A 21273-nucleotide genomic window follows, 5' to 3' on the forward strand; every position below is an offset into this window, starting at 1 on the left:
GATGGGCGATCGCGGCTTGCCACAGCCGATAGGTTCCCCATTGGAGCTGCCAAAGTGTGATGCCGAATCTAAATTCCATACCTCCGATTCCCAACCGGCAAACCTATAGGGAGGCAGAGCAGTAAGCCCTGCCGGATCGGGTGTAGGCGAGCAGGATTTGGTATGAGACCCTAGAACCCAGTATTAACCGGACGCTCTTGCAGCAGACTATTGACCATTACCTAGATTAGCTATCGGGCGATCGCCTTCACTTGATGCCAAACTTTCTACGCTTCGTTCATACTGAGGGCAATGATCAATCTCACAGCGCCGCATCTTACAAAGGCTAGGATAACGGTTCTCCGGTGAAACCCCTCTGCGGTCAAAGATGCAGACTGTTAGGCCGCTGGCCCTAGAGGCTAGCATTAGCCGCAGCCCTGAGACGGTTAATCAGCGTTTGAAATTTTTCCCAACAGCTCAATCATCAGCAGAGCGCCGCTGCTGGCGAAAGCGCCACCGAGCATACCATGGGCCACCCGCACCTTGGGCGTTGCGGTGAGGCAGTATTCAGGTAGTGCTGTTAATGTGTTGCAAGCTTGGCTCTCAACCCGCGCCGCGCCACCGCCCAAGAGAATACCGGCTCCGAGCACCACAGTAACTGCCCATAGCAAGCGATTTTTTTCGCGTTGAATAAACATTTTGGTAGTTGACAAAAGATGGATTTAGAGTGCCCAACTCCATCAACTCTGATAACGCACGACTTGCCATCATTACTCTGAGTTGGCATTTTTCTCGGTGATAGTTGAGCAATTGGCCCAGGCGGATTGCTCGGCTGGTGCGGTCTATGTGGGAATGATCGCTCCGGTTTTGAGCGGCGGCGGTGCGGTAAGGGGTGCACCACCTAATTTGATGAAGCGGGCGATCGCATGGCTGACCCCAGCTAACTTAAGGGCCTCAACGCCCTGGTAAAGTAGCTACCTGCCGCGACTTCTATGGGCAACCTACCGGGCCATAGGTCTAGGAACTGTACAACTGTCTAAGCGGGTGGGGGGAATCGAACCCCCATCATTAGCTTGGAAGGCTAAGGTTTTACCACTAAACTACACCCGCGTAAGTGGTGAAGTTGATTTTATCACAGCTTTAGAAGCTACCCAGCGGGGCGTTGTCTAGCTGGGGACGCAGTGGGCCGAGTTTTCAGGACTGAAGTATCCTTTGCACAGGGGCTTGGCCACCGTGGCCAAGCCCTTGACTCCTGCTGAGGTTCTCCTCGGCCAAACGGTGCTCGATCGCCCCTTGCAGACCGCCTATGGATATTCTCAATCTGCTCACCCGCCTGCTGTTATGGCTTGGGATTGGCTACTTTTTGTGGTGGATTTTAAAGAAATTCATCCCGGTCAACTTTTTGACCTGGTTTGGCGGAGCCATCATTTTGGCTCTGGTAGCTGGGGCATTTTTGTTCCCGACAGACAGCACCCTGGGGGTTTTTTGGCAGTTTTTGGCCTTTCCGCTGACGCCTCTGGGCGGGGCGATCACCCTACTGGTGATGTCGTTGGGCAGCGGCATCAAGAAAACTAACGGGCGCATGGTGGTGACGGCGCTGTTGATTTTGTTGTTTAGCAGTATGCCATTGGTGGCGCGAGCCCTGGTCGATCGTTCAGAAAATGCTGTGCAAATGGCCTACCAAAATCAGCGGCGACTCTGTAGTGATATCTGCCCGGCCATTGATGAGGTGCCTGTCGACCGGGCGGTGTCAATTGTCGTGGTGGGGGAAACCGCCGACGCCTACCGCATGACCAACACCATCACCAGCCGCATTGATGCTGACAACTCCTTAGACCCGGTGCTGGTGGCGCGGCTCAACAGTGCCGCCAATTTTTACGGTCGCATCAGTGCGGCTCGGCCCTTCGTCACGGTGACAGCGGGGTCTAGATTTAGCAGTGCTGAGGCGGGCGGGCAGCTCAACGAGTTGATTCGGCAGCAGCTAATCAATCGGGGGGTGCCTGGGGAAAGCATTCGCATTGTGCAGACCGGTACCGATATTCGCGCCACCGTAGAAGAGCAAAAGAACTTTCTGCGGGAGCAGGGACTGTTTACTGACCCCCCCCGCAATGGCCAGCGCAATGGCGATCGCAACAACCGCGACGCCAACCGGGTAGTGCTGGTGGCTCCGGCTCTAACCATGCGGCGAGCGGCCCTGGCCTTTGAGGGCGATGGGGTGCAGATTGTGGCGGCCCCGACGGAGCTGTTTAGCTCTCCTCAGTCTGAAGACCGATCGCGCCTGGCGAGTTTGGCCGACCTGGTGCCCAGCGTGAGCGCCCTGGCGGTGACTACCCGCTACTGGCAAGAGCTGCTCAGCTCGGTTTATTACTATTTGCGGGGTTGGCTGCCGCCCTTCACCATGCAGTGGAACCAGGTGGTAGAAACGCTGTAGGTTTTCTCGGGCTCAAAAGTGTCTGCCAAATTCGTCTAGACAAATTCGTCTAGGATAGGAAGGCAGTCAGGGGCGACCCCCAGGCAAAATCAATGGCGCGATCGCAGCTACAAAAACTCGGTACCTACCTCAACCCCCACTGGCGGCAGGCTGCCCTGGGGGTTGTTGCTCTCTTGGTTGTGAATCTAGTGGGGGTGTGGATTCCGCTGCTAATTCGCAACGGCATTGACGAGTTGCAGGTCACCTTTAGCTTCAACCGGGTGATGTACTACTCGCTGCTGGTGCTGGTGCTGGCTTCGGTGATGTGGGTGATTCGCATGGTGTCGCGCATCACCTTGTTTGGGGTGGGCCGTCAGGTCGAGTTCGACATTAAGCAGCGCATCTTTGAGCATCTGCTGCGCATGGAGCCTGCCTACTTTGGTCGCAACACCGCCGGGGAGCTGATCAGTCGCGCCACCAGCGATGTGGACAATATTCGCCGCCTGCTGGGGTTTGCCATTCTCAGTATTGCCAATACCCTGTTTGCCTACGCCCTGACCGTGCCGGTGATGCTGTCGATCAGCGTGCGGCTGACCTTGATCTCGCTGCTGGTGTACCCGTTTATGCTGGTGCTGGTGCAGAGCTTTAGCCACCGCCTGCGCACCCAGCAGCTCCATGTGCAAGAGCGCCTGAGTGACCTCAGCGATCTGATCCAAGAAGATATGAGCGGCATTGCTCTGATCAAAATCTATGCCCAAGAAGATAACGAGCGCCGCGCCTTTAACCGCCTCAACACCAACCTGCTCGACGCCAACTTGACCCTAGCCCGTACTCGCAATACCTTGTTTCCGCTGCTGGGGGGACTGGCCAGCATTAGCCTGCTGGTGATCTTGGCCACTGGGGCAGGGGCGATCGCCGACGGCCTGCTCACCGTGGGTGACTTTGTGGCGCTCTTGCTCTACGTCGAGCGGCTGGTTTTCCCCACGGCGCTGCTGGGCTTTACGATTACTGCCTACCAGCGGGGTGAGGTCAGCATCAACCGGGTCGAAGAGATTCTCGATGCCCAGCCCGAGGTTGAGACCTCGCCCACGGCGCTGCCCCTGCCGCTCGATCAGGTGCAGGGTCGGCTAGAGGCCCGCCACCTCAACTACGCCTACCCCGACAGCAAAACGGCGGCTCTGGACGAAGTCAGTTTTGCGATCGCCCCCGGTGAGCAAATTGCCATCGTCGGCCCCATTGGCTCGGGCAAGTCGACCCTGGCTAACGCCCTGCCCCGCCTGCTCGATATTGGCCCTGGCCAGTTGTTTTTAGATGGTCGCGATGTGACCGAGCTGCCGTTGGCCGATCTCAGACGGGCGATCGCCTACGTGCCCCAAGACAGCTTTCTCTTCAGCACCAGCATCAACAACAATATTCGCTACGGCACCCCGCTGATGGAGTTTCCTGAGGTGCAGCAGGCCGCCAAGCAGGCTCAGATGGATGCAGAAATTCAAAACTTTCCCCAGCAGTACGACACCATTGTCGGCGAGCGGGGCATTACCCTCTCGGGGGGACAGCGCCAGCGCACCGCCCTAGCCCGAGCACTGGTGGTCGATGCCCCCATTTTGGTGCTCGACGACGCCCTCTCCAGCGTCGATAACCGCACCGCCACCGCCATTCTCAAAGAGCTCGCCGAGGGTACCCAGCAAAAGACCGTGCTGTTTATCTCCCATCAGATGTCTGCCGCCGCCACCGCCGATCGCATCTTTGTGATGGACAAAGGCCGCATTGTGCAGCAGGGCCGCCACCGCGATCTCGTGGCCCGCCCCGGCCTCTACCGCGACCTGTGGAACCAGCACCAGCTAGAGTCTGCCCTGCGCTAGGTGGCAATCTGAGGGCAGTAGAGGGAAATTTACTACCAAAGCAGGCGCGCTTTCCCCTCCTGGGAGGGGCAGGGGTGGGTCGATTCAAATCCAGCTAAGTCGATCCCTGCTATCTAGCAGCTTAATGCTGGGGAAGTTTTGACCCACCCCGCCCTCCGGGCACCCCTCCAAAGGAGGGGACAGCGTTATTCCCTTACTCCCTACTCCCCCACAACATCCAACACCACCTTGGGCTGAAGCTTGGTCTTAAACCACACCACCTGGGCCGGTACGTTGGCGATATCTACCCCGGCTTTCTCTAGGTTGAGCCGCTCTGAGACCGCCAAAATTAGGTTGTCGCGGCCTGACTTGCGCACCTGGGCAAACTTTTTGCGCAGGTACTCAGGCCGCCAGTAGCCGACGATCTCCAGCAGATATTCCCTGCCGTCGGGGTGTACCAGGCGAAAGTCAGGGATCATGACGCTACCCGGCAGGGGCACCAGATCGACCTCGCGCTCTAGTCGCCAGGGGGTGTTAGCGGGCCAGCGGCTGACGAAAGATTCTTCGATCATGCTGTCGTAGGGTTTGCCGGGGGGGTAGTGGGTGACTAGGCCGCAGGTGCTGTCGAGGGTAAACTGGCGCGCTTTTACCTGCTGGCTGTAGCTGTCTTTCATTTGCAGGGTAGCGGTCAGCCGCCACTTGCTGACGTGCAAAATGGCGGGGATGAGCTTGGCGATATCGACCCCGTAGCGGGTGCTGGGCTTGAATAAACTGGACGGGCCATCGATGGTGATGGTAAACCCCTGGTCGGCATCGCCCTCGATGTAGGTCATCAGCCGAAACAGCTTCAGGTAGCGAAACATCAGCTTGTACTCGCTGGGGTCGTTGCGGTATAAGTGCATGACCAGGTCGCTGGCCTTGTAAAACACTCCCTGGGTCTGAGACAGGTTGTAGCGGTGGATCAGCGCCTCGGGGGTCGGGGCTTCAAACTCGATCAGAATGTGGTTGTCGGGGCGATCGGCGTAGAGCCCCTGGCGCAGGTCGGCGACGGAGACCTCGCGATCGAGTTCCTCAGAGAGCTGCTGCCCCAGGGTGGTCAGATGTGCCTCAGCAGCCGTGGGAGAAGGGGTGCTCTGAGCCGCCAGGGCAAACACCCGCTGCCGTAGCTCAATCGGTTCTAGCGGGCTGACCGCCTCAAAGGTAGCAAAGCTGTTGCGCAAAATGTGGGCCAGCCCCCGCTTAATGCGGTAGTTGGTGTCTTCGCCCTCTAAATCCTGAAGCTGGCGGTTGAGGTCGCCCTGGGTATGGCCCACCTGCTGCTGAAAGATGGTAATCAGGTCGGCGGCGATCGCCCCATTAGCCCCATCTAGCGCCAGCCGTTTGGGTGCGATCGCCTCCCCCTGATACCGATAGATCAACAAATCACTGGGTAACGTAGCGCCCACCTCCCAATTGGACCAGCGTCTGGTAGCTCCAGAGTAGGCATGGTGGCCATAGCCCTAATTCGGAAGCTCTAATTTAGATAGTTTCAAGCTATTTCCAGTTTAATTCTGTTTTCTAGGCTCTTCGCCCCTGCGAACAATAGGCGGCCTAGGATTGAACCGTCTAGGATTGAACCGTAGTCAATCACAGCCCTATGCTCAACTTCCAGCCGCCTGGGTTCATTCAAAAAGCGCTGCCCACCAACCTGGGGGTGATGGCCTACTACACCCCTGGCCATGGGTTAGAGGTTGGCGACGATCGTCCTCCCCTGGTGTTTCTCCACAGCCTCGGCGGTGGGTCGTCGGCCTTTGAGTGGTCTAAGGTCTACGCCACCTTTGGGGGCACCCACCGGGTAATCGCTCCCGACTTGATCGGCTGGGGCCAGTCGACCCATCCTGCCCGCTCTTATAGGGTGGAAGACTACTTTGATATGATCACCCACCTGCTGGAGTCGGTGGCCCACCCCCCGGCGCTGGTGGTGGCCACCTCCCTCACCGCTGGGGTAGTCATTCGCCTGGCCGGGATGCGGCCCGACCTGTTCAAGGGGCTGTTTTTTGTGTCGCCCTCGGGCAATAGCGACTTTGGCCGCGACTACAGAGCCAGCCTGCCCGCCTTGCTGGCCAGCACCCCTGGGGTCGACAAGGTGCTCTATCAGTTGGGGGCGGCGAATGAACTGGCGGTGCGATCGTTTCTCTCGACCTTTTTGTTTGCCGACCCCCGCCGCATTACCCCCGACATTGTCCAGGCCTACCTCACCTGCACCCAGCAGCCCAACGCTGAGTACTCGGCCCTGGCCTCTCTCAATGGTGACATCAGCTTTGATCTATCTCACTATATTGGCCATCTGCAAACGCCAACGACGATCGTTCTCGGCGCTGGCTCTCGGTTTTCGGCCCCGGCCATGGTCAAACGTCTGGCCAGCTTAAATCCCAAACCCATTCAGCGGGTGGTAGAAATTCCTGACTCGGGGGTGCTACCCCATCTGGAGCACCCGGCTGTGGTGGTGGGGCTGCTGCGGCAGTGGCTGAGGGCCATGGAACAGCAAAATGCCGGTTAGGATGGAACAACTGCCTTCCCTGTTCCGCTCAGGACCGATTCAGGACAATTCTGGCCATAAAAATACGGAAGAATTTGGCTTTCTCTCAAGGGCGCAGGCCCTGCGCCCCTACAGGGGGAATTGTCTTTTCCAGCAATCTCCTCATGCCCCACAACCGATGCCAGACTCGACAGTAATGCAAAAACTAGACCAGCTCAAAACTCTCTTTGCCCAGATGGATCGAGCGTTGATCGCCTACTCTGGCGGCATCGACAGCACTTTGGTGGCCAAGGTGGCCTACGACGTGCTGGGCGATCGCGCCCTGGCTATCACCGCCAACTCTCCCTCCCTGCTGCCCGCCGATTTAGAAGAAGCCCAGGTGCAGGCAGCGGCGATCGGCATTGCCCACGAGATTGTCGCCACCCACGAGCTAGAGAACCCCAACTACGCCGCCAACCCTGTCAACCGCTGCTACTTTTGCAAGAGTGAGCTGCACGACACCCTCAAGCCTCTGGCCCTGGGGCGCGGCTACCCCTACGTGGTCGATGGGGTGAATGCCGACGACCTGGGCGACTACCGCCCCGGCATTCAGGCGGCGCAAGAGCGAGGAGCCAGGTCGCCCCTGGCCGAAGTTGGCATCACCAAACTGGAGGTGCGCGAGATCTCCCGCCACCTGGGCCTGCCCTGGTGGGATAAGCCCGCTCAGCCCTGCCTCAGCTCGCGCTTCCCCTACGGTGAAGAAATCACCCTGGAGAAACTGCGGCGGGTGGGCCAGGCGGAGCTGTATCTACGGCAGCTAGGCCTGCGGAATCTGCGGGTGCGCTCCCAGTCTGATACTGCCCGCATTGAAATTCCGGCAGAGAATATTAAACAATTTGTAGCCTCCACCGATCTTAAATCGCTAGTGAAGGCGCTGCAAAACTATGGTTTTACCTACGTCACCCTAGATCTGGAGGGTTTTCGCAGCGGTAAGCTAAACCAGGAGCTGCCCACTACTGTGTTTGCCCCCCCCGATTCTCGCCCTTCAGAACTCTCCAGTCATGACCTATCTGCTTGCCGGTGACATTGGCGGCACCAAAACCATTCTGCGCCTGGTCCAGGCCAGCGAAGCGAAGGCCTCAGGTACCCTCATCCTGAAGACCAAGTTTGAGCACACCTACTCTAGCCAGGCCTACCCTGACTTGGTGCCCATGGTGAAAGAGTTTCTCCACCAGGCTAAAGCAGACTCTGGCAAAGCCGACCCGCCCGAGCGCGCCTGCTTTGCCATCGCTGGCCCTGTGGTAGACAATACCTCCAGCCTGACCAACCTGGCCTGGTCGCTAGAGGGCGATCGCCTAGGCGAAGAGCTCACCCTAGACCGGGTAGAGCTCATCAACGACTTTGAGGCGGTCGGCTACGGCGTCTTTGGCCTGGCTCCCGACGACATTCACACGCTGCAAACCGGTGAGCCCGACGGCAACGCCCCGGTGGCGATTATTGGGGCGGGCACCGGCCTGGGCCAGGGGTTTGCCCTCTCTACTGCCGGGCGACCCCTGGTGTTTCCCTCCGAGGGGGGGCACGCCGACTTTGCTCCCCGCTCTGAGCTAGAGTTTCAGCTGATGCACTACCTGCTCGACAAGCACCAGATCTCCCGCGTGTCGGTAGAGCGGGTGGTGTCGGGCCAGGGCATTGTCAGCATCTATCAGTTTTTGCGCGATCGCGAATTTTGCCACGAGACCCCCGAGGTTGCCGACGCCATTACCGCCTGGGAGCGCCAGACTGGCTTTAGCACTAAGACCATCGACCCGGCTGCGGTGATCGCTAGGGCAGCAGCAGAGAATGGCGATCGCCTCTGTCAAAAGGCCATGGAAATCTTTATCTCTGCCTACGGAGCTGAGGCGGGCAACCTCGCCCTCAAGCTGCTGCCCTACGGCGGGTTGTACGTTGCGGGCGGCATTGCCGCCAAAAACCTGCCCCTGATTACCGGCGGCGAATTTCTTAGCGCCTTTGCCCACAAGGGTCGAGTCAGCCCCCTGCTCGATCGCGTGCCCGTACATATTGTGCTCAACCCTCAGGTGGGGCTGATCGGCGCTGCTCTCAAGGCGGCAGCGGTCTAGGGCTGGGGGAAGATCTTGGCAGTGCAGGTCGCCTCGGGCCGTTAGACAGACCCATCGTTACCCAAATCGAGCCTGCCAGCGCCCACTGGCGGGCCTCGTACCAAACCCGAGTCACATAACCCCGATTCCCAAAAGGCCGAACCGTAGGGGCAAACGGTTGTTTGCCCTGCTGAACCGGGGGTAGCCAAGGAGGATTTAGTCTCAGCAGAGCACCAGTGCTATTTTGGGTAGCCAAGGTCGAGGCGAAATCGAGCTGAGATCGTAGACGGTTGCTCGATGGCTAACGCCCCAGCGCCAACAGGCGGTTGACAAATTCTGCTTCCAAGGATTTTTCTGTGAGGCGGCGGGCGATCGCTAGACCCGAGGCAAAGGCGCGATCGGCTAAATCTAGGTCTCCAGTTTGCAAGTAGTAGTCGCCCAGCCAGCGGTAGGTAAGGGCAGTTTGAAAATCTGGTGGGATGGTGCCCAGGGTGAGGGCACTGCGCTGATCGAGGTATTCTTTCACCAGTACCAGGTCGCCCCGTTCTAGATAGATGCCCAGCAGGCCGTCAAGGGCACGGATTTGGAGCGTGAGGTCGCCCGCCTCTACCCCAGACCGCAGACCCAGGCGATAGGCTCCGATGGCGTTTGACTCGCGCCCCAGGGCCACATAGACATCGCCCAGACTGTTGGATGAGTGGGCCTCACCCACGTAGTCGCTGGCCAAAATGCGGTAGTTGGTTGCCGCCTCTAGCAGGCGCACCGCCCCATCAAAATCGCCCCGCTGGGTAGCTACCTGCCCTAGATTGCTCAGAGAGACACCGATCGCCCGCGAGTCGCCCGTGGTGCGGGCAATTTGTAGCGCTTCCTCAAAGTAGGCTTGCCCTTCGGCCAGTCGGCCTCGGTTGACGTAGAGGTTGCCCAGGTTGTTGAGGCCATAGACTTGGCCGAGGGGGTCGTTGCTGTCGTTGGCGGTGCCGATGCGCAGTATAAAGGCTTGCTCGGCCTCGGGGTAGCGCCCCAGGGTGGCCAAGGCCGCCCCCATCGATCCGTAGGCGCGCCCTGCCGATTGGGTGTCGGCTAGCAGACGATAGATCTCAGCAGCCTCAGCCCAAGAGGCGATCGCCTGGGTTAGATCGCCCTCGGTTAGCTGTTGATTGCCCAGCTGCATCCACCCGTCGGCCACATCTCGCGACTGCCCTTGGCTGGCACCACTGGGGCGCAGGTCGAGCTGTTCTTCTAGATTTTGAGCCAGGGTCGGCGCTGCCGAGCCCAGCAAGAGGGCCAGGGCCAGCATGCCAAAACCCAAGTGATGTCTATAGTTCATGGCTATGGCCCCTGCCCGTCGTGGTTTGCTTGCGATCAGTTTGCCCATTCGTGGCCAGGTTCTCCTCGGCTGCCTACCAGGTCAACCTCCAGCAGCTCAGCCCCTTCGAGGTCGGGCACCGTGAGCAGACCGTCGAGGTCATCAGGTAAGGGCTCAGGCCGCAGCGCCCCGCCCCCTAGATAGATCTGGCGAATGTCTGCCGGCAGCGAGGCCTCCAGCCGCTGAAAAGCCTGACCCAGCTTCTGGCGCACATCTGCCGCCGTCAGGGCCTCTCCCTCGGCCTGGAGATAGGCGGCAATGCGGTTTTCGCTCCAGCGGAAGGTAAGCGCCATCACCGTCACCAGCCGATCTACCGGTGGCAGGCGATCGAGAGCCTGTTCAACGTAGCACCACAGGGGCGGCGTCGCCTGGTCGAGAGAATAGTGAATCGCTTCGACCTCGGGCACCGCCGCCTGATTAATGCACAGGGCAGTGATGTTGATCAGCCAGTTTTGTAGGGTAAAGGCTCCTGGCTCCTCCCCAATCATGTCGGCGGGGCACTCAACCCCGCCCAGCTCGTGGAGAATGTGCCTCCAGGTGAGGGCAAACAGGTATTCGGCCTGCACGGGCGATCGCGCCGAGTGGCGAATCAGGCTATAGACCATAGGGCTGTAGCGACAAAAGATCGCCGTAAAGTAGCGCCCCGACTCGCCATGGCGCTGAAACTGCTGCACCAGCTCGCGATCGCTTAGGTGATGTAGCGACTGCACCAGCCGGTGGTCACACTCAGGAAAGTTGGGAATATACGCGGTACTAGACATGGGTGGAGCCGTGAGAAACATGGAATCGGAGTCACCCCGATGGGCCGCTAACCCGTTCATCCTGGGGCGAGGTAGATATGCAAACCAATCAGCCTTTAATATACCTACCGCAGTGATTTTGGCGACTTATTTTTTAGCGTACCGGTCTGCAACCTACTATTTCGCCGGCGCATCGAAGTGGGACGTTTCCCCAAGACAAAACGCTGCTGCTGACCTGAAGTCAAATTGATGCTGCCTATAAGTAGCTAGACAGTTTAGTCAGCCTTCGATAAAGCGGCAGCGTTTATTGCAGACTTGATACACTAGACAGGTGATTATTGATTCCAAGAGCAGACTACCCAAAGGCATCGTCTAAGGGTCATCAGAGCAGTCTCCGCCACCGTGTTTTGACTTCCAGAGCAGGCCTATGTTGTTTAACCTATTGCTGCCTCACTCCATCCCAACCGCGCTACCACTGGCGCTGTTGGGGCTACCCCTCGACAGCATCATGTCGACCCAGGGGATTATGGTCATGCTGCTGGTGGCCTACGCCGGGGCCATGTGGATGTTTCTAAAGAGTGCCCCTAAGGTCTACACGGTGATGGTGTCTGACTTGGAGGTGGCCCGGCGCTTTTACGAAGGCATGCTCACCCTGCCAGCGGCAGAGGTGCCCCTGCACTACTACTACAACTACGAACAAACCCTGGGCACCGCTGGCCTCGACCCCCTGTATCTCGGCGGTGCGACCAGCAGCTTAGCCAGCCGAGCTGGTGCAGCCAGTCCTGAAGGACTGTGGTATCAGCTGCGCAAAAATACTCAGCTGCATGTGGTGGCGGGGGCTAGTTTGGGCGATCGCAACCAAGAGCGTCACGTCTGCTTCGACCACACCTGTCTGGAGTACATTCTTATGCGAGTGCAGCTCAGCGGTGTGCAGCACAAAATTCGGCGCGAAAAGCCCCTCAACTTTCTCGTCAAAGACTCCGACAACCAGGTGATTGAGCTTGCCGAGATCGACGGGTAGCAGCGGTTTGATCGCGGTGCTGTCGGGTCACGAGGCTGTTTGGTTGGGTGCCTCTAAAGATTGAGCGGAACTACCGGCCCAAACCAGCAATCCCCTTTGAGAAGGGGGGATCCTCCAACCGGTACGAATCAATGCCTCCCTAAAAGACCGGCGGCTGGGTCGCAGGGGGTGGGTTAAACAGCGTCATCACCTGACGGCAGCAGCGGCGCAGGCGTTCGCGGCAGGTGGGGTCAGGGACGATCTCCCCAGCGAATGACCAGTTGTCTATAGTCGAGAGACTCCAGCGCTTGCCTCGGTGATCAAACCCAGCCAAATCAAGGCCAATCACTCGGCGATCGCCAGAGTCTGGGTCGCTGTACAGGCGAATTTGCACCAGCAGACTGCGACACTGAAACAGCCGACTGACTCCTGGAAAGTGAAACCCCACATCAATAGAGTCTGGGTCGACTAGATCGCGAGTGTCAGGGTCGTTGGCCCAGGGCTTTAGATCGGCCCGCAGGTCAGGAAACTCTGCCCTAAAGAGGCCTACCACGGCGGCAATTTTGCTGGCAAACTCAATGCTGTTCGCTTGTTCTGCTGCGTTCACGCGACCCGAGTAACACTAAAGGAGCTGTAAGCAGCATAGCCCAATGCCCCTGGTGTAACAGTTAACTGGGTAACGGCTGCCCCCTAGAGCCCTGGCTCTCGGTGCTCTAGGGTTGAATGTTTAAAGAGCTGCGGCACATGGCCAAAATGCGGTGGTCATTGTCGCTGAGGCTATCGATGGCGTAGAAACCACTGAGGTTAAAAGGTACTGACTCAGAGACGGTCTCACCAGCGGCGATCGCAGGCCCCTCTGCCAAAGCCAAACTGTAGGGATAGGCCTCTTGGTCATAGGTGCTAAAGATGTTCATAGCCAACTGGCTACCCTGCACCTGACCGGTAAAGCAGTCGAACGAAGAGCTGGGATAGTAGAGCGCGCCGTAGACCTGATCGCCATTGCGCTCAAGCACGACATAGCCTTGGCCAATCTGGTCGGGCTGAGGGGTTTGACCAAATAGGTAGTGACCCGTAGCTGCTTCAGAGGTAGCCTGGGCAACGGCCAAGGCTGTATCACTCTGCAAACTGCTCTGGGACTGAGCCGGGGCGGCAGCACCAACGGCACCAAAAACTGCGGCAAACAGTACCAAGGAAGATAAGAAGCTGCGATCGCGTCTTAATCCCTGGCGCAAAACTGGCTTCACCAGGGCAGAAAACAGCTTGGATTGAACTTTTTGAATACCCACTCTATTTACCCCCTTTGATTGAATTTTTGAATCCGGCGATTGCCCACCTGCGATCGCCTGTGGCCAATCGGCTGGGCCTGTTGCGGGGTGCCCTTGGGTCTGCGCTGCGGCCTTTTCAGGCTCTACGCCCTCAATGTCAATGTAAGGGAATCAGCGCGCTAGGCTCACCCTTCAGCCACGAACCGTAACAACTCTTGTTAGTCTCTTATTACTAAAGAAGTCAGTCCTGTAATTGAGCAGAGCTGGCATGAGTTTTTACCTAACCGCAGGGGTTATTTCTAAACTCATAACTATCGTTGCCGTTGACCTTAGTGTCAGGCAAAGTTCGTTGGGCCGCATCTGTCCATAGGCCAGATTGAGAATTGGTTGATCAGCTCTGGCCTCGACGGTTACCTCTCACCCTGCCCAGATTGAGCCGTAGAGAGCCTGAGAGTCAGGGTAAAATTATGGGTGAAACTGGCTTTCAGAGGTTTAAAAGATGGCAATGGAGGATTCCTCCACTTCCTTTGACGATGTTCGGGTGCCCCTCAAGCTGCTGCTATTCATCGATAAGCGGCCCAGTCTGGCCCGGCAGGTGCGCCAGATCAAGCAATACCTGAAAACCCTTGAAGCCCATTTTGAGTTCAACCTAGATGTGGTAGATATCGGCGAGCAGCCCTATCTAGCCGAGTACTACAAGCTGGTGGCCAGCCCAGCTCTAATCAAAATTTCCCCCGCTCCCCAGCAGATGCTGGCGGGTAGCAACATTGTCAATCAGCTAGAGCGATGGTGGCCCAAGTGGCAGCAGGAGCATCTAGATACCCTCACCTTTGAGGGGGGGCTCGATGCCCCCATTGTTCCGCCGGTCAATGACGATAACTCCCTCAGCTATTCGGCTGAGCTGATGAAACTCTCTGATGAGATCTTTCGCCTCAATCAAACCCGCGAGGAGCTAGAAGCCCAGCTGCGCTTTAAAGACCGCATCATCGCCATGATGGCCCACGATCTGCGCAATCCCCTGACCGCTGCCTCCATTGCCGTAGAAACCTTGGAGTTGGGCTACGCCCCCAACCAGACCCGCCACCTTACCCTGAGCCCTGAGCTGACCGGTCAATTGCTAAAGCATGCCAAGACCCAGATCCGGGCCATCAACCGCATGATTACTGACATTCTCAAAGCGGCCCGAGGGGCCTCTATGGAGCTACAAATTGTGCCCCAGGAGCTAGACCTCGCTGCCCTCTGCTTAGATGTGATCGACACGTTTCAAAATCGCCTGCACGAAAAGCATCAGCATCTCACCGTTGAAATACCCCAAGACCTGCCCGCAGTCTATGCCGACGGCACCCAGGTCAATCGGGTGGTGACTAACTTGCTCGACAACGCCATTAAATACACCCCCAATGGGGGAGAGGTGTCTATCATCGCCTTGCACCGCACCACCCAAAAAGTGCAGGTGGCTATCACCGACACCGGCCCAGGCATCCCCGTCGAAAACCGCGACAAAGTTTTTGAGGAGAGCTATCGACTCCAGCGCGATGTTACCCAGGAGGGCTACGGGCTGGGGCTGGCCCTTTGTCAGCGCATCATTCGCGCCCACTACGGCCAAATTTGGGTTGACTCCGCTCCTGGGGAGGGCAGCTCTTTTTATTTCACGCTGCCAGTCTACCGTGCCTAGAAGGTGCTGATGGGGCCGGTAGACTATCGATCCGTACCGTGAAACCGATCCCTAGTGTGAGCTGTAGATGCCCTGCGGGGATGCTGATTCAGAGTAGATCTGTCGCTGCCGTTGCGCCCCGCGTCAGGCGATAGTGGCGGGCTGTGGCGGCTCAACCCGCAGGCCAAAGTAGATGAGAATGAGGTCTGTGCTGCCGGTATTGGCGACTTCGTGGTGCTCGTGGGGGGCTACAGCGATGCAGGTGCCGGGGCCGAGGGGGTAGGGCTGGCCATCGATCGTGATGGTGCCCTGGCCAGATTCGACAAAGAAGACCTCGGCCATGTCGGGGTGGCTGTGGCCGGGGGCCACTTGGCCTGGGGTAAAGCAGGCTTGGGAGAAGTTGGTCAGGTGGGGTAGATCATCTCGCCCCAGCATGACTCGCTTTTTGATGGCCGAATTGTGGGAGACGGCAGCGTCAGGAAGCTGATGCAGGGCGGTAATTTTCATGGCTAGAACAGCTCACACTGGCCGTGGTGGCGCAGCAGGTGATCGCACAGCACCAGAGCCATCATGGCCTCGACCATGGGCACGGCGCGAGGCAGTACACAGGGGTCATGACGACCGCGAGCGGCAAGGACGGTGGCCTCGCCGGTATTCGTGACGGTGTTTTGCTCTTTGCGGATGGTGGCCGTGGGCTTAAAGGCGACGCGAATGATGACGTTTTCACCATTGGTAATGCCCCCTTGGGTGCCGCCAGAACGGTTGGTGCGGGTGCGCAAGATGCCCTGTTCGTCGGTGTAGAACTCGTCGTTGTGTTCACTGCCGGTGAGCAGGGTACCGGCAAATCCGGATCCTAGCTCAAAGCCCTTGCTGGCGGGCAGCGACATGACGCCCTTGGCCAGATCGGCCTCTAGCTTGTCAAACACAGGTGAGCCTAGCCCCATGGGCACACCTCGGGCGATGCACTCTACTACACCACCGATGGAGTCGCCCTGGTCGCGAATGGCCTCAATGCGATCGATCATTTGCTGGGCGGCGTCGGCGTCAGGGCAGCGAACGATATTGCTTTCTACCTGCTCTAGGGTAACGAGGTCTGGGTCGATGGTGCCTTCGATGTCTTGAATGCGCTTGACGTAGCCGATCACTTCAGACCCGGTGACTTGGTAGAGGATTTTTTTGGCGATCGCCCCAGCGGCCACCCGACCGATGGTTTCTCGGGCTGACGATCTCCCGCCGCCCTGGTAGTTGCGCAGGCCGTACTTGGCGTCGTAGGTGGCATCGGCGTGGGAGGGGCGATAGGCGGTGACCATCTCGCTGTAGTCTTGGGGCCGAGTGTTTTCGTTGCGCACCAAAATGGCGATGGGAGTGCCCAGGGTTTTGCCCTCGAAGACGCCGGAGAGAATCTCGCAGCGATCGCTCTCCTTGCGCGGGGTGGTAATCTTGCTCTGGCCAGGGCGACGGCGATCGAGCTCAGCCTGAATTTCTTCAGCGGTGATCTCTAGACGGGGCGGACAGCCATCGATGACCACGCCCACCCCACCGCCGTGGGATTCCCCAAAGGTGGTAATGCGAAACAAATGCCCAAAGGTATTGCCCATAGATTTGGTGTGGCCGCTGCTGGCCTAGATAGGTAAGACTTATCGATCCTACTATGGCCAGTTCCAATGGCAAGTTCAGCGGTTGATCGGAAAGCTTCTTACGATCAACATCAATCGACAAAGCCTGCTGCGGAAAACTATTTTTCAGAAATCGCCTTAGTCTCCGCTAGCTTCAAATAGTAGCGGGGGTTCACCGCCTGGCCATTGCGGTAGATGCTGTAGTGCAGGTGAGGGCCAGAAGACCGTCCTGTGCTCCCCAAGTGGCCCAATACATCGCCTCGTTTGACGCGATCGCCGATTTTGACCTCCAGCGAGGATAGGTGGGCATAGAGGGTCTCGTAGCTGAAACCGTGGTCGACCTTGACGTGGTTGCCGTAGCCGCCGCTGTACTCCGCCGCCACCACGACGCCTTCAGCGGTGGCCAGAACCGGCTTACCCACCGGCCCGGCAAAATCAATGCCCTCGTGCATTTCGTAGCCACGTCCGCCAAAGGGGTTAGATCGCAAACCAAACTCCGAGGAAATCGGCAGATCCCCAGCCACGGGCTTGCCATTGGGAAAGGCGGCAGCTTCCTCGGCTTCGTCCTCCAGGGTTTGCTCTAGGGCCGGTTTGATCGCCCGAGACAGCAGCGCCTCCAGATTGGGGAGCTGGCGACGGGCTTCGTCAAACATGATCTCGGCGGGGGCGGCAACGGCCACCCCACCTCGGGGAGGAATCTCGCTCTCAACGTCAGGGATGAGACGGCTCTCTGACCGACCATCGATGACCTCATCGGGTAGCCCAGCCCGGTTTTTGAGCACCTCAATTTCGCTGTCGATGGCGTTTAGCTCGGTGAGCACTTCGCTGGCGGTCTCAGACAGGTTTTGGTTGCGCTGGGCCAGCTGTACGTTTTGGTAGAGCAGCAGACCAATCCACGTGAGGGGAGCACCCACCAGCACCGCCATTGCCACCAGCAGCGGCAATGGCCGCAGGGTGAGGGTAATGGAAGACTTGCCGGTTGCCGTAATCAGAACGGTGTAGGGCTTAAGCTGGAAGCGGGCCATGGCAAAACTAGCGGCGGAAAGATCACCAAACACAAACCATCAGACGAGAAAGGATTATACGGGGATCAGCGCGTTTGCACAATTTCAGGGCAGGTTTGCAGGGGTGCCCACATTGCTGAAAGCACTATAGAGAGCTGGCTGGGAGCTAGATTTGGAACGATCGCCCAGTCTGTCATCTCCAAGTCTCGTAAAGAATCCGTTACAATTGTCTCATTATCATGTCCAGTTAAACCGCGTCCAGTTAAACCGCTCTGTAGGGACTTAAGCCCATGGAAGTAACCTGGCTAGACAGCAACTCTTGGCTAATCGCCGTCGGCGGGCAGCGCATCTTGCTTGACCCCTGGCTGGTGGGAGACCTGGTGTTTGGCCAGCAATCCTGGCTATTTAGGGGCGAGCATCCTCACCCCCAACCCATGCCCAAAAATATTGACCTGATCTTGCTCAGCCAGGGGCTAGAAGACCATGCCCATCCACCCACGCTAGAGGCCTTAGACCATGCCATTCCGGTAGTGGGATCGCCTAATGCCGCCAAGGTGGTAACGGACATGGGCTACCGCCAGGTGACCGCCCTTAACCACGGCGAGACCTATATTCTCGGGTCGCTCACCATTCAGGCGGTACCAGGAGCGCCAGTCGGCCCCACCCTGGTTGAAAATGGCTATATTCTGCGCGATGAGATCTCCGGAGCTTCGCTGTTTTACGAACCCCACGGGTTTCATCGGGCTGAGCTGAAGCAGGAGGGGCCTGTGGATGTGGTGATCACCCCGGTGCTTGACCTGGCGCTGCCCCTGATCGGCCCCATTATTCGTGGTCAAAAAGGCGCGCTAGAACTGGTGGATTGGCTGCAGCCCCAGGTGGTGCTGCCCACTGCCGATGCTGGTGAGGTGACCTACAGCGGTGTGCTGATCAACTGGCTCAAGGCGATCGGTAGTTCCCAAGACCTACAAGCCGCCATTGACGCCAGGGGAGGCCATACCCAGGTGATGGCCCCAGTGGTGGGCCAGGTCATGACACTGGAATTGATCTCTCGCAAGCCATTGCCAGAAAAGGTTTGAGCATAATCTCACAACCGCCGGGGATCGCGGTGGGCTATTCAGGCGAGCGGTATTCAGGTAACCTGCTTTTAAGGTTATTAACTTTTAAGAAGGAGTTTTGCGATGCCTTACACCACCGAAGAGGGCGGTCGCCTCAACAACTTTGCCAACGAGCCAAAGATGTATGAGGCTGAGCCCCCTACCGCGTCTCAAAAGCGCAACTATCTGATCTTAGGCGGTTTGGCGCTGGTATTGGTGGTAGGGCTGATGGTCGTCGCTGTATCGGTATCTTAGCGGCGCTCTAGGTTTATCCTCGAGTTCCTCGCCCAAGATTCTGAGGTCTCAAATTTCCCAGTCCTAGAGCTCAGATAATACCGAATTCTATTGGGTTACGCCCGGTTTGTAGGGGCATTTCACTGTAATGCCCCTACGGCATTCCTATTTTGAACCGGGGTTTCGTAAGGCAAGTTCGAGATAGCTTCAGCTTTAGGGGGGCTGGAGTAGCTGAGCTGCCCAGGCCCTTTTGATTTAAAACAATTTGCTAGGGGGACGTTTCATAGGGAGACGAGGATGCCCCAGGGTAGAGTAGCCAAGGTAGTTATTGTTGAGCACCATGTCCAATCGACCCCAATGGCTGGAGGGTGCAACGGGCAGTGGTAAGACAGCTTGGTTGCTCGATCAACTTGTCGCTGGGCAGCTCTTAGCGCCAGGCCAGAGTCATCTGATAATTTCTGCCAATGGTGACAATCGTTTGCGGCTTGCGGCCAGACTGGGCGATGTTGCCCCTGGGGTAGCGGCGGTGACCACTACGCCCAACGGGTTCATTCAGGATGAGGTGACCCTGTTTTGGCCGCTGATTGTCGAAAAGCTGGGGCTGTCGCCGCAGTTTCCTCTGCGGCTGCGGCCTGAGAATGAGCAGGATTTGGCCACGGAGCGCTGGCGATCGCAGCTACTCGACGGCACCCTGACGGTGGAGGGCTGGCTCGAAGCCCAGGCGGTGCGACGGTTTTTAGATTTTTTGCAGCAGGCGGCGGCGGGGGGCATTCCGATCGACGATTTGCCGGAGCGGCTGCCCGAGGGCATACCGGCGGGGTACGCCCCAGAGAGCCTGTGGCGATCGGTGGGAGAAACCCTAGTAGAGTGGCGCGACTGGTGCCTGGCCCGGGGGCTGCTGACCTACGGGGTGATGACGGAGCTGTACTGGCGGCATTTGCTGCCCCACCCGCTGTACCAGGAAAAGCTGCTGACCCGCTACGGCGGTCTGTTTGCCGACGATCTAGATGAGTACCCGGCGATCGCCGCTCACCTGATTCAGCTCTTTATCGATCGCGATCGCCCCGTGGCTCTGACCTGGAACCCCTGCGGCAAGGTGCGCATGGGCCTAGGGGCCGACCCCGACGCCCTAGAACAGCTGCGGGATCAGTGCCAGGTGATCGACCAGACCACTCCCGCCACCGACTCTCTGGCTTACCAATGGGGCGATGCGGTAGTGGAGTGGGTGATGAACCCGATGGCGTTGCCGGAGCCGTTGGATTGCTTTCAAACTTTGCAAACGGTGTCGCGGGGGCAGCTGCTGCGCCAGACCGCAGACCGGGTGACGGCGGCGGTAGAGGCGGGGCAGGTGGCCCCCCAGGAGATTGCGATTATCGGGCCGGGGCTAGATGCGATTGCCCGCTACACCCTGGCCGAAATTCTCAGCAATCGGGGGTTGCCGGTGGCCTCCCTCAGCGACCAGCGGCCCGTGATTCACTCGCCCCTGGTGCGGGCCCTGCTGACCCTGCTGACCTTTGTGTACCCCGGCCTGGGGCGACTAGCCAACGCCGAGGATGTGGCCGAAATGCTGGTGGTGCTGAGCCAAATACCCCAGGCCCCGGAGGTCGGCCCCTGGTTTGAGGCGGTACACATTGACCCAGTGCGGGCCGAGCTGCTGGTCGATCACTGCTTTGAGCCCAGCCTAGATCAGCCCGAGCTGCTGCCCGTCGAGCGCTTCGACCGGTGGGATCGCCTGGGCTATAAGGCCACCGAGGCCTACGGTCGCCTGCGCCATTGGATCGACCAACAGCGCCAGCAGCGCCAGCAGCGGCTCACTCCAGGGGTGATCAGCGTGCTCGATCGCGCCATTCAGGCCTTTTTTTGGGGCGGCAGCCACCTGCCCCCCGACCAGCTCGCTGCCCTGCGGGAGCTGATGGAGACCACCCAGCACTACTGGGCGGTGGAAGATCGCCTGCGCCAGGTGGAGCCCGTGTTGGGCAACCCCGCCACCGGGTCGATGAAAGCCTCTCTGGAGCGATTTATTTTGCTGCTGCGCCAGGGCACCGTCACCGCCAACCCCTACCCGGTCGAGTCAGATCGGGTGATCACCATTGCCACGGTGTACCAATACCGCCTCCAGCGGCTGCGCCACCGCTGGCACTTTTGGATCGACGCCGGTTCCCCCCGCTGGCTGGCTGGCACCGAAAGCCTGCTGTTTGGCTACCCACTGTTTTTAGGCAGTTACCCCGGTCGACCGTGGAAAACGGAGGATGTGGAAACGCTGCACCGCGATCGCCCCGAGCGCATTCTCCGCGATCTGCTGGGTCGGGTGACAGAGCGGGTAGTGCTGTGCCACAGCGACCTGGCGGTCAGCGGTCAAGAGCAGATGGGGCCGCTACTCACCCTGGTGACCACCAACGCCCCAGAATAGTTTCTCCACCCCCCAATCAAGATCCAAAAAAGGGGGATGTTGCTCAGCAACATCCCCCTTTTTTGAC

Annotated in this window: 19 protein-coding genes and 1 tRNA gene; 10 read left to right on the forward strand and 10 right to left on the reverse strand. The window is 58.6% G+C overall.

Annotated elements, in window-relative coordinates:
- Nucleotides 1-425: 425 nt before the first annotated feature.
- Entirely contained in the window at nt 426-677 is a 252-nt protein-coding gene (locus AC0QKW_RS25120; RefSeq protein ID WP_473153859.1) for a hypothetical protein, read from the reverse strand.
- A gap of 341 nt (nt 678-1018) precedes the next feature.
- Nucleotides 1019-1089 (reverse strand) — tRNA-Gly (locus AC0QKW_RS25125).
- A 196-nt stretch (nt 1090-1285) separates the two neighbouring features.
- Between AC0QKW_RS25125 and AC0QKW_RS25130 the strand changes: the two genes are divergently transcribed.
- Together AC0QKW_RS25130 and AC0QKW_RS25135 are read left to right on the forward strand one after the other, a co-directional pair.
- Nucleotides 1286-2410, forward strand: a complete 1125-nt coding sequence (locus AC0QKW_RS25130) for a YdcF family protein (RefSeq protein WP_473153860.1) — start codon at nt 1286-1288, stop codon at nt 2408-2410.
- A gap of 92 nt (nt 2411-2502) precedes the next feature.
- Complete coding sequence (locus tag AC0QKW_RS25135; protein WP_473153861.1) at nt 2503-4251, forward strand: ABC transporter ATP-binding protein; 1749 nt, start codon at nt 2503-2505, stop codon at nt 4249-4251.
- 200 nt (nt 4252-4451) lie between these two features.
- Here the strand turns inward: AC0QKW_RS25135 and AC0QKW_RS25140 are convergent, their stop codons facing one another.
- The gene (locus AC0QKW_RS25140; protein WP_473153862.1) at nt 4452-5675 is read right to left on the reverse strand and encodes a DUF790 family protein; all 1224 of its coding nucleotides are present in this window, start codon (nt 5673-5675) and stop codon (nt 4452-4454) included.
- Between the two features lie 191 nt (nt 5676-5866).
- Between AC0QKW_RS25140 and AC0QKW_RS25145 the strand changes: the two genes are divergently transcribed.
- The 3 genes from AC0QKW_RS25145 (at nt 5867) to AC0QKW_RS25155 (ending at nt 8844) form a co-directional block, all read left to right on the forward strand.
- Nucleotides 5867-6769: an alpha/beta fold hydrolase gene (locus AC0QKW_RS25145; protein ID WP_473153863.1), complete on the forward strand. Its 903-nt coding sequence runs from the start codon at nt 5867-5869 to the stop codon at nt 6767-6769.
- Between the two features lie 175 nt (nt 6770-6944).
- Nucleotides 6945-7811, forward strand: a complete 867-nt coding sequence (larE, locus tag AC0QKW_RS25150) for an ATP-dependent sacrificial sulfur transferase LarE (protein ID WP_473153864.1) — start codon at nt 6945-6947, stop codon at nt 7809-7811.
- Complete coding sequence (locus tag AC0QKW_RS25155) at nt 7789-8844, forward strand: glucokinase (RefSeq protein ID WP_473153865.1); 1056 nt, start codon at nt 7789-7791, stop codon at nt 8842-8844. The genes larE and AC0QKW_RS25155 overlap by 23 nt, the downstream gene beginning before the upstream one ends.
- A 280-nt stretch (nt 8845-9124) precedes the next feature.
- Here AC0QKW_RS25155 and AC0QKW_RS25160 read toward each other — a convergent pair whose 3' ends face one another.
- Both AC0QKW_RS25160 and AC0QKW_RS25165 read right to left on the reverse strand, forming a co-directional pair.
- Nucleotides 9125-10150: a tetratricopeptide repeat protein gene (locus AC0QKW_RS25160; protein WP_473153866.1), complete on the reverse strand. Its 1026-nt coding sequence runs from the start codon at nt 10148-10150 to the stop codon at nt 9125-9127.
- A gap of 35 nt (nt 10151-10185) precedes the next feature.
- Entirely contained in the window at nt 10186-10950 is a 765-nt protein-coding gene (locus AC0QKW_RS25165) for an RNA polymerase sigma factor (protein WP_473153867.1), read from the reverse strand.
- Between the two features lie 406 nt (nt 10951-11356).
- Between AC0QKW_RS25165 and AC0QKW_RS25170 the strand changes: the two genes are divergently transcribed.
- Entirely contained in the window at nt 11357-11950 is a 594-nt protein-coding gene (locus AC0QKW_RS25170; RefSeq protein ID WP_473153868.1) for a glyoxalase-like domain protein, read from the forward strand.
- Nucleotides 11951-12089: 139 nt separating this feature from the next.
- On the opposite strand, the gene AC0QKW_RS25175 is transcribed toward AC0QKW_RS25170, so the two are convergent.
- Nucleotides 12090-12536: a hypothetical protein gene (locus AC0QKW_RS25175; protein ID WP_473153869.1), complete on the reverse strand. Its 447-nt coding sequence runs from the start codon at nt 12534-12536 to the stop codon at nt 12090-12092.
- Between the two features lie 106 nt (nt 12537-12642).
- A complete protein-coding gene (locus AC0QKW_RS25180) occupies nt 12643-13215 on the reverse strand; it encodes a hypothetical protein (RefSeq protein ID WP_473153870.1) in 573 nt (190 codons plus the stop codon).
- A gap of 484 nt (nt 13216-13699) precedes the next feature.
- Between AC0QKW_RS25180 and AC0QKW_RS25185 the strand changes: the two genes are divergently transcribed.
- Nucleotides 13700-14869 carry a histidine kinase gene (locus AC0QKW_RS25185; protein ID WP_473153871.1) on the forward strand — a complete coding sequence of 390 codons (1170 nt, stop codon included), beginning with the start codon at nt 13700-13702 and terminating at the stop codon, nt 14867-14869.
- A gap of 123 nt (nt 14870-14992) precedes the next feature.
- Here AC0QKW_RS25185 and AC0QKW_RS25190 read toward each other — a convergent pair whose 3' ends face one another.
- The 3 genes from AC0QKW_RS25190 to AC0QKW_RS25200 form a co-directional block, all read right to left on the reverse strand.
- Nucleotides 14993-15355 (reverse strand): cupin domain-containing protein, encoded by a 363-nt coding sequence (locus AC0QKW_RS25190; protein WP_473153872.1) that lies wholly within the window; start codon nt 15353-15355, stop codon nt 14993-14995.
- Between the two features lie 2 nt (nt 15356-15357).
- A complete protein-coding gene (gene aroC / locus AC0QKW_RS25195; protein WP_473153873.1) occupies nt 15358-16446 on the reverse strand; it encodes a chorismate synthase in 1089 nt (362 codons plus the stop codon).
- 137 nt (nt 16447-16583) lie between these two features.
- The gene (locus AC0QKW_RS25200) at nt 16584-17489 is read right to left on the reverse strand and encodes a M23 family metallopeptidase (protein WP_473153874.1); all 906 of its coding nucleotides are present in this window, start codon (nt 17487-17489) and stop codon (nt 16584-16586) included.
- A 269-nt stretch (nt 17490-17758) separates the two neighbouring features.
- On the opposite strand from AC0QKW_RS25200, the gene AC0QKW_RS25205 reads away from it, so the two are divergent.
- The 3 genes from AC0QKW_RS25205 to AC0QKW_RS25215 all read left to right on the forward strand — a co-directional run bounded on the left by AC0QKW_RS25205 (nt 17759) and on the right by AC0QKW_RS25215 (nt 21206).
- Nucleotides 17759-18544 carry an MBL fold metallo-hydrolase gene (locus tag AC0QKW_RS25205; RefSeq protein WP_473153875.1) on the forward strand — a complete coding sequence of 262 codons (786 nt, stop codon included), beginning with the start codon at nt 17759-17761 and terminating at the stop codon, nt 18542-18544.
- 102 nt (nt 18545-18646) lie between these two features.
- Nucleotides 18647-18817, forward strand: coding sequence for a photosystem II assembly protein Psb34 (gene psb34 / locus AC0QKW_RS25210; protein ID WP_473153876.1), 171 nt, complete (start codon nt 18647-18649; stop codon nt 18815-18817).
- 319 nt (nt 18818-19136) lie between these two features.
- Nucleotides 19137-21206 carry a hypothetical protein gene (locus tag AC0QKW_RS25215; protein ID WP_473153877.1) on the forward strand — a complete coding sequence of 690 codons (2070 nt, stop codon included), beginning with the start codon at nt 19137-19139 and terminating at the stop codon, nt 21204-21206.
- The last annotated feature ends 67 nt before the right edge of the window (nt 21207-21273 follow it).

The organism is Pseudanabaena sp. PCC 9330 (genome assembly GCF_055795045.1).

Coding starts and splice junctions, on each gene's coding strand:
- AC0QKW_RS25130 (WP_473153860.1), top strand. CDS start 1,286: ATGGATATTCTCAATCTGCTCACCCGCCTGCTGTTATGGCTTGGGATT.
- AC0QKW_RS25205 (WP_473153875.1), top strand. CDS start 17,759: ATGGAAGTAACCTGGCTAGACAGCAACTCTTGGCTAATCGCCGTCGGC.
- larE (WP_473153864.1), top strand. CDS start 6,945: ATGCAAAAACTAGACCAGCTCAAAACTCTCTTTGCCCAGATGGATCGA.
- AC0QKW_RS25155 (WP_473153865.1), top strand. CDS start 7,789: ATGACCTATCTGCTTGCCGGTGACATTGGCGGCACCAAAACCATTCTG.
- AC0QKW_RS25135 (WP_473153861.1), top strand. CDS start 2,503: ATGGCGCGATCGCAGCTACAAAAACTCGGTACCTACCTCAACCCCCAC.
- AC0QKW_RS25215 (WP_473153877.1), top strand. CDS start 19,137: ATGTCCAATCGACCCCAATGGCTGGAGGGTGCAACGGGCAGTGGTAAG.
- AC0QKW_RS25165 (WP_473153867.1), bottom strand. CDS start 10,950: ATGTCTAGTACCGCGTATATTCCCAACTTTCCTGAGTGTGACCACCGG.
- AC0QKW_RS25200 (WP_473153874.1), bottom strand. CDS start 17,489: ATGGCCCGCTTCCAGCTTAAGCCCTACACCGTTCTGATTACGGCAACC.
- aroC (WP_473153873.1), bottom strand. CDS start 16,446: ATGGGCAATACCTTTGGGCATTTGTTTCGCATTACCACCTTTGGGGAA.
- AC0QKW_RS25190 (WP_473153872.1), bottom strand. CDS start 15,355: ATGAAAATTACCGCCCTGCATCAGCTTCCTGACGCTGCCGTCTCCCAC.
- AC0QKW_RS25160 (WP_473153866.1), bottom strand. CDS start 10,150: ATGAACTATAGACATCACTTGGGTTTTGGCATGCTGGCCCTGGCCCTC.
- psb34 (WP_473153876.1), top strand. CDS start 18,647: ATGCCTTACACCACCGAAGAGGGCGGTCGCCTCAACAACTTTGCCAAC.
- AC0QKW_RS25185 (WP_473153871.1), top strand. CDS start 13,700: ATGGAGGATTCCTCCACTTCCTTTGACGATGTTCGGGTGCCCCTCAAG.
- AC0QKW_RS25145 (WP_473153863.1), top strand. CDS start 5,867: ATGCTCAACTTCCAGCCGCCTGGGTTCATTCAAAAAGCGCTGCCCACC.
- AC0QKW_RS25170 (WP_473153868.1), top strand. CDS start 11,357: ATGTTGTTTAACCTATTGCTGCCTCACTCCATCCCAACCGCGCTACCA.
- AC0QKW_RS25120 (WP_473153859.1), bottom strand. CDS start 677: ATGTTTATTCAACGCGAAAAAAATCGCTTGCTATGGGCAGTTACTGTG.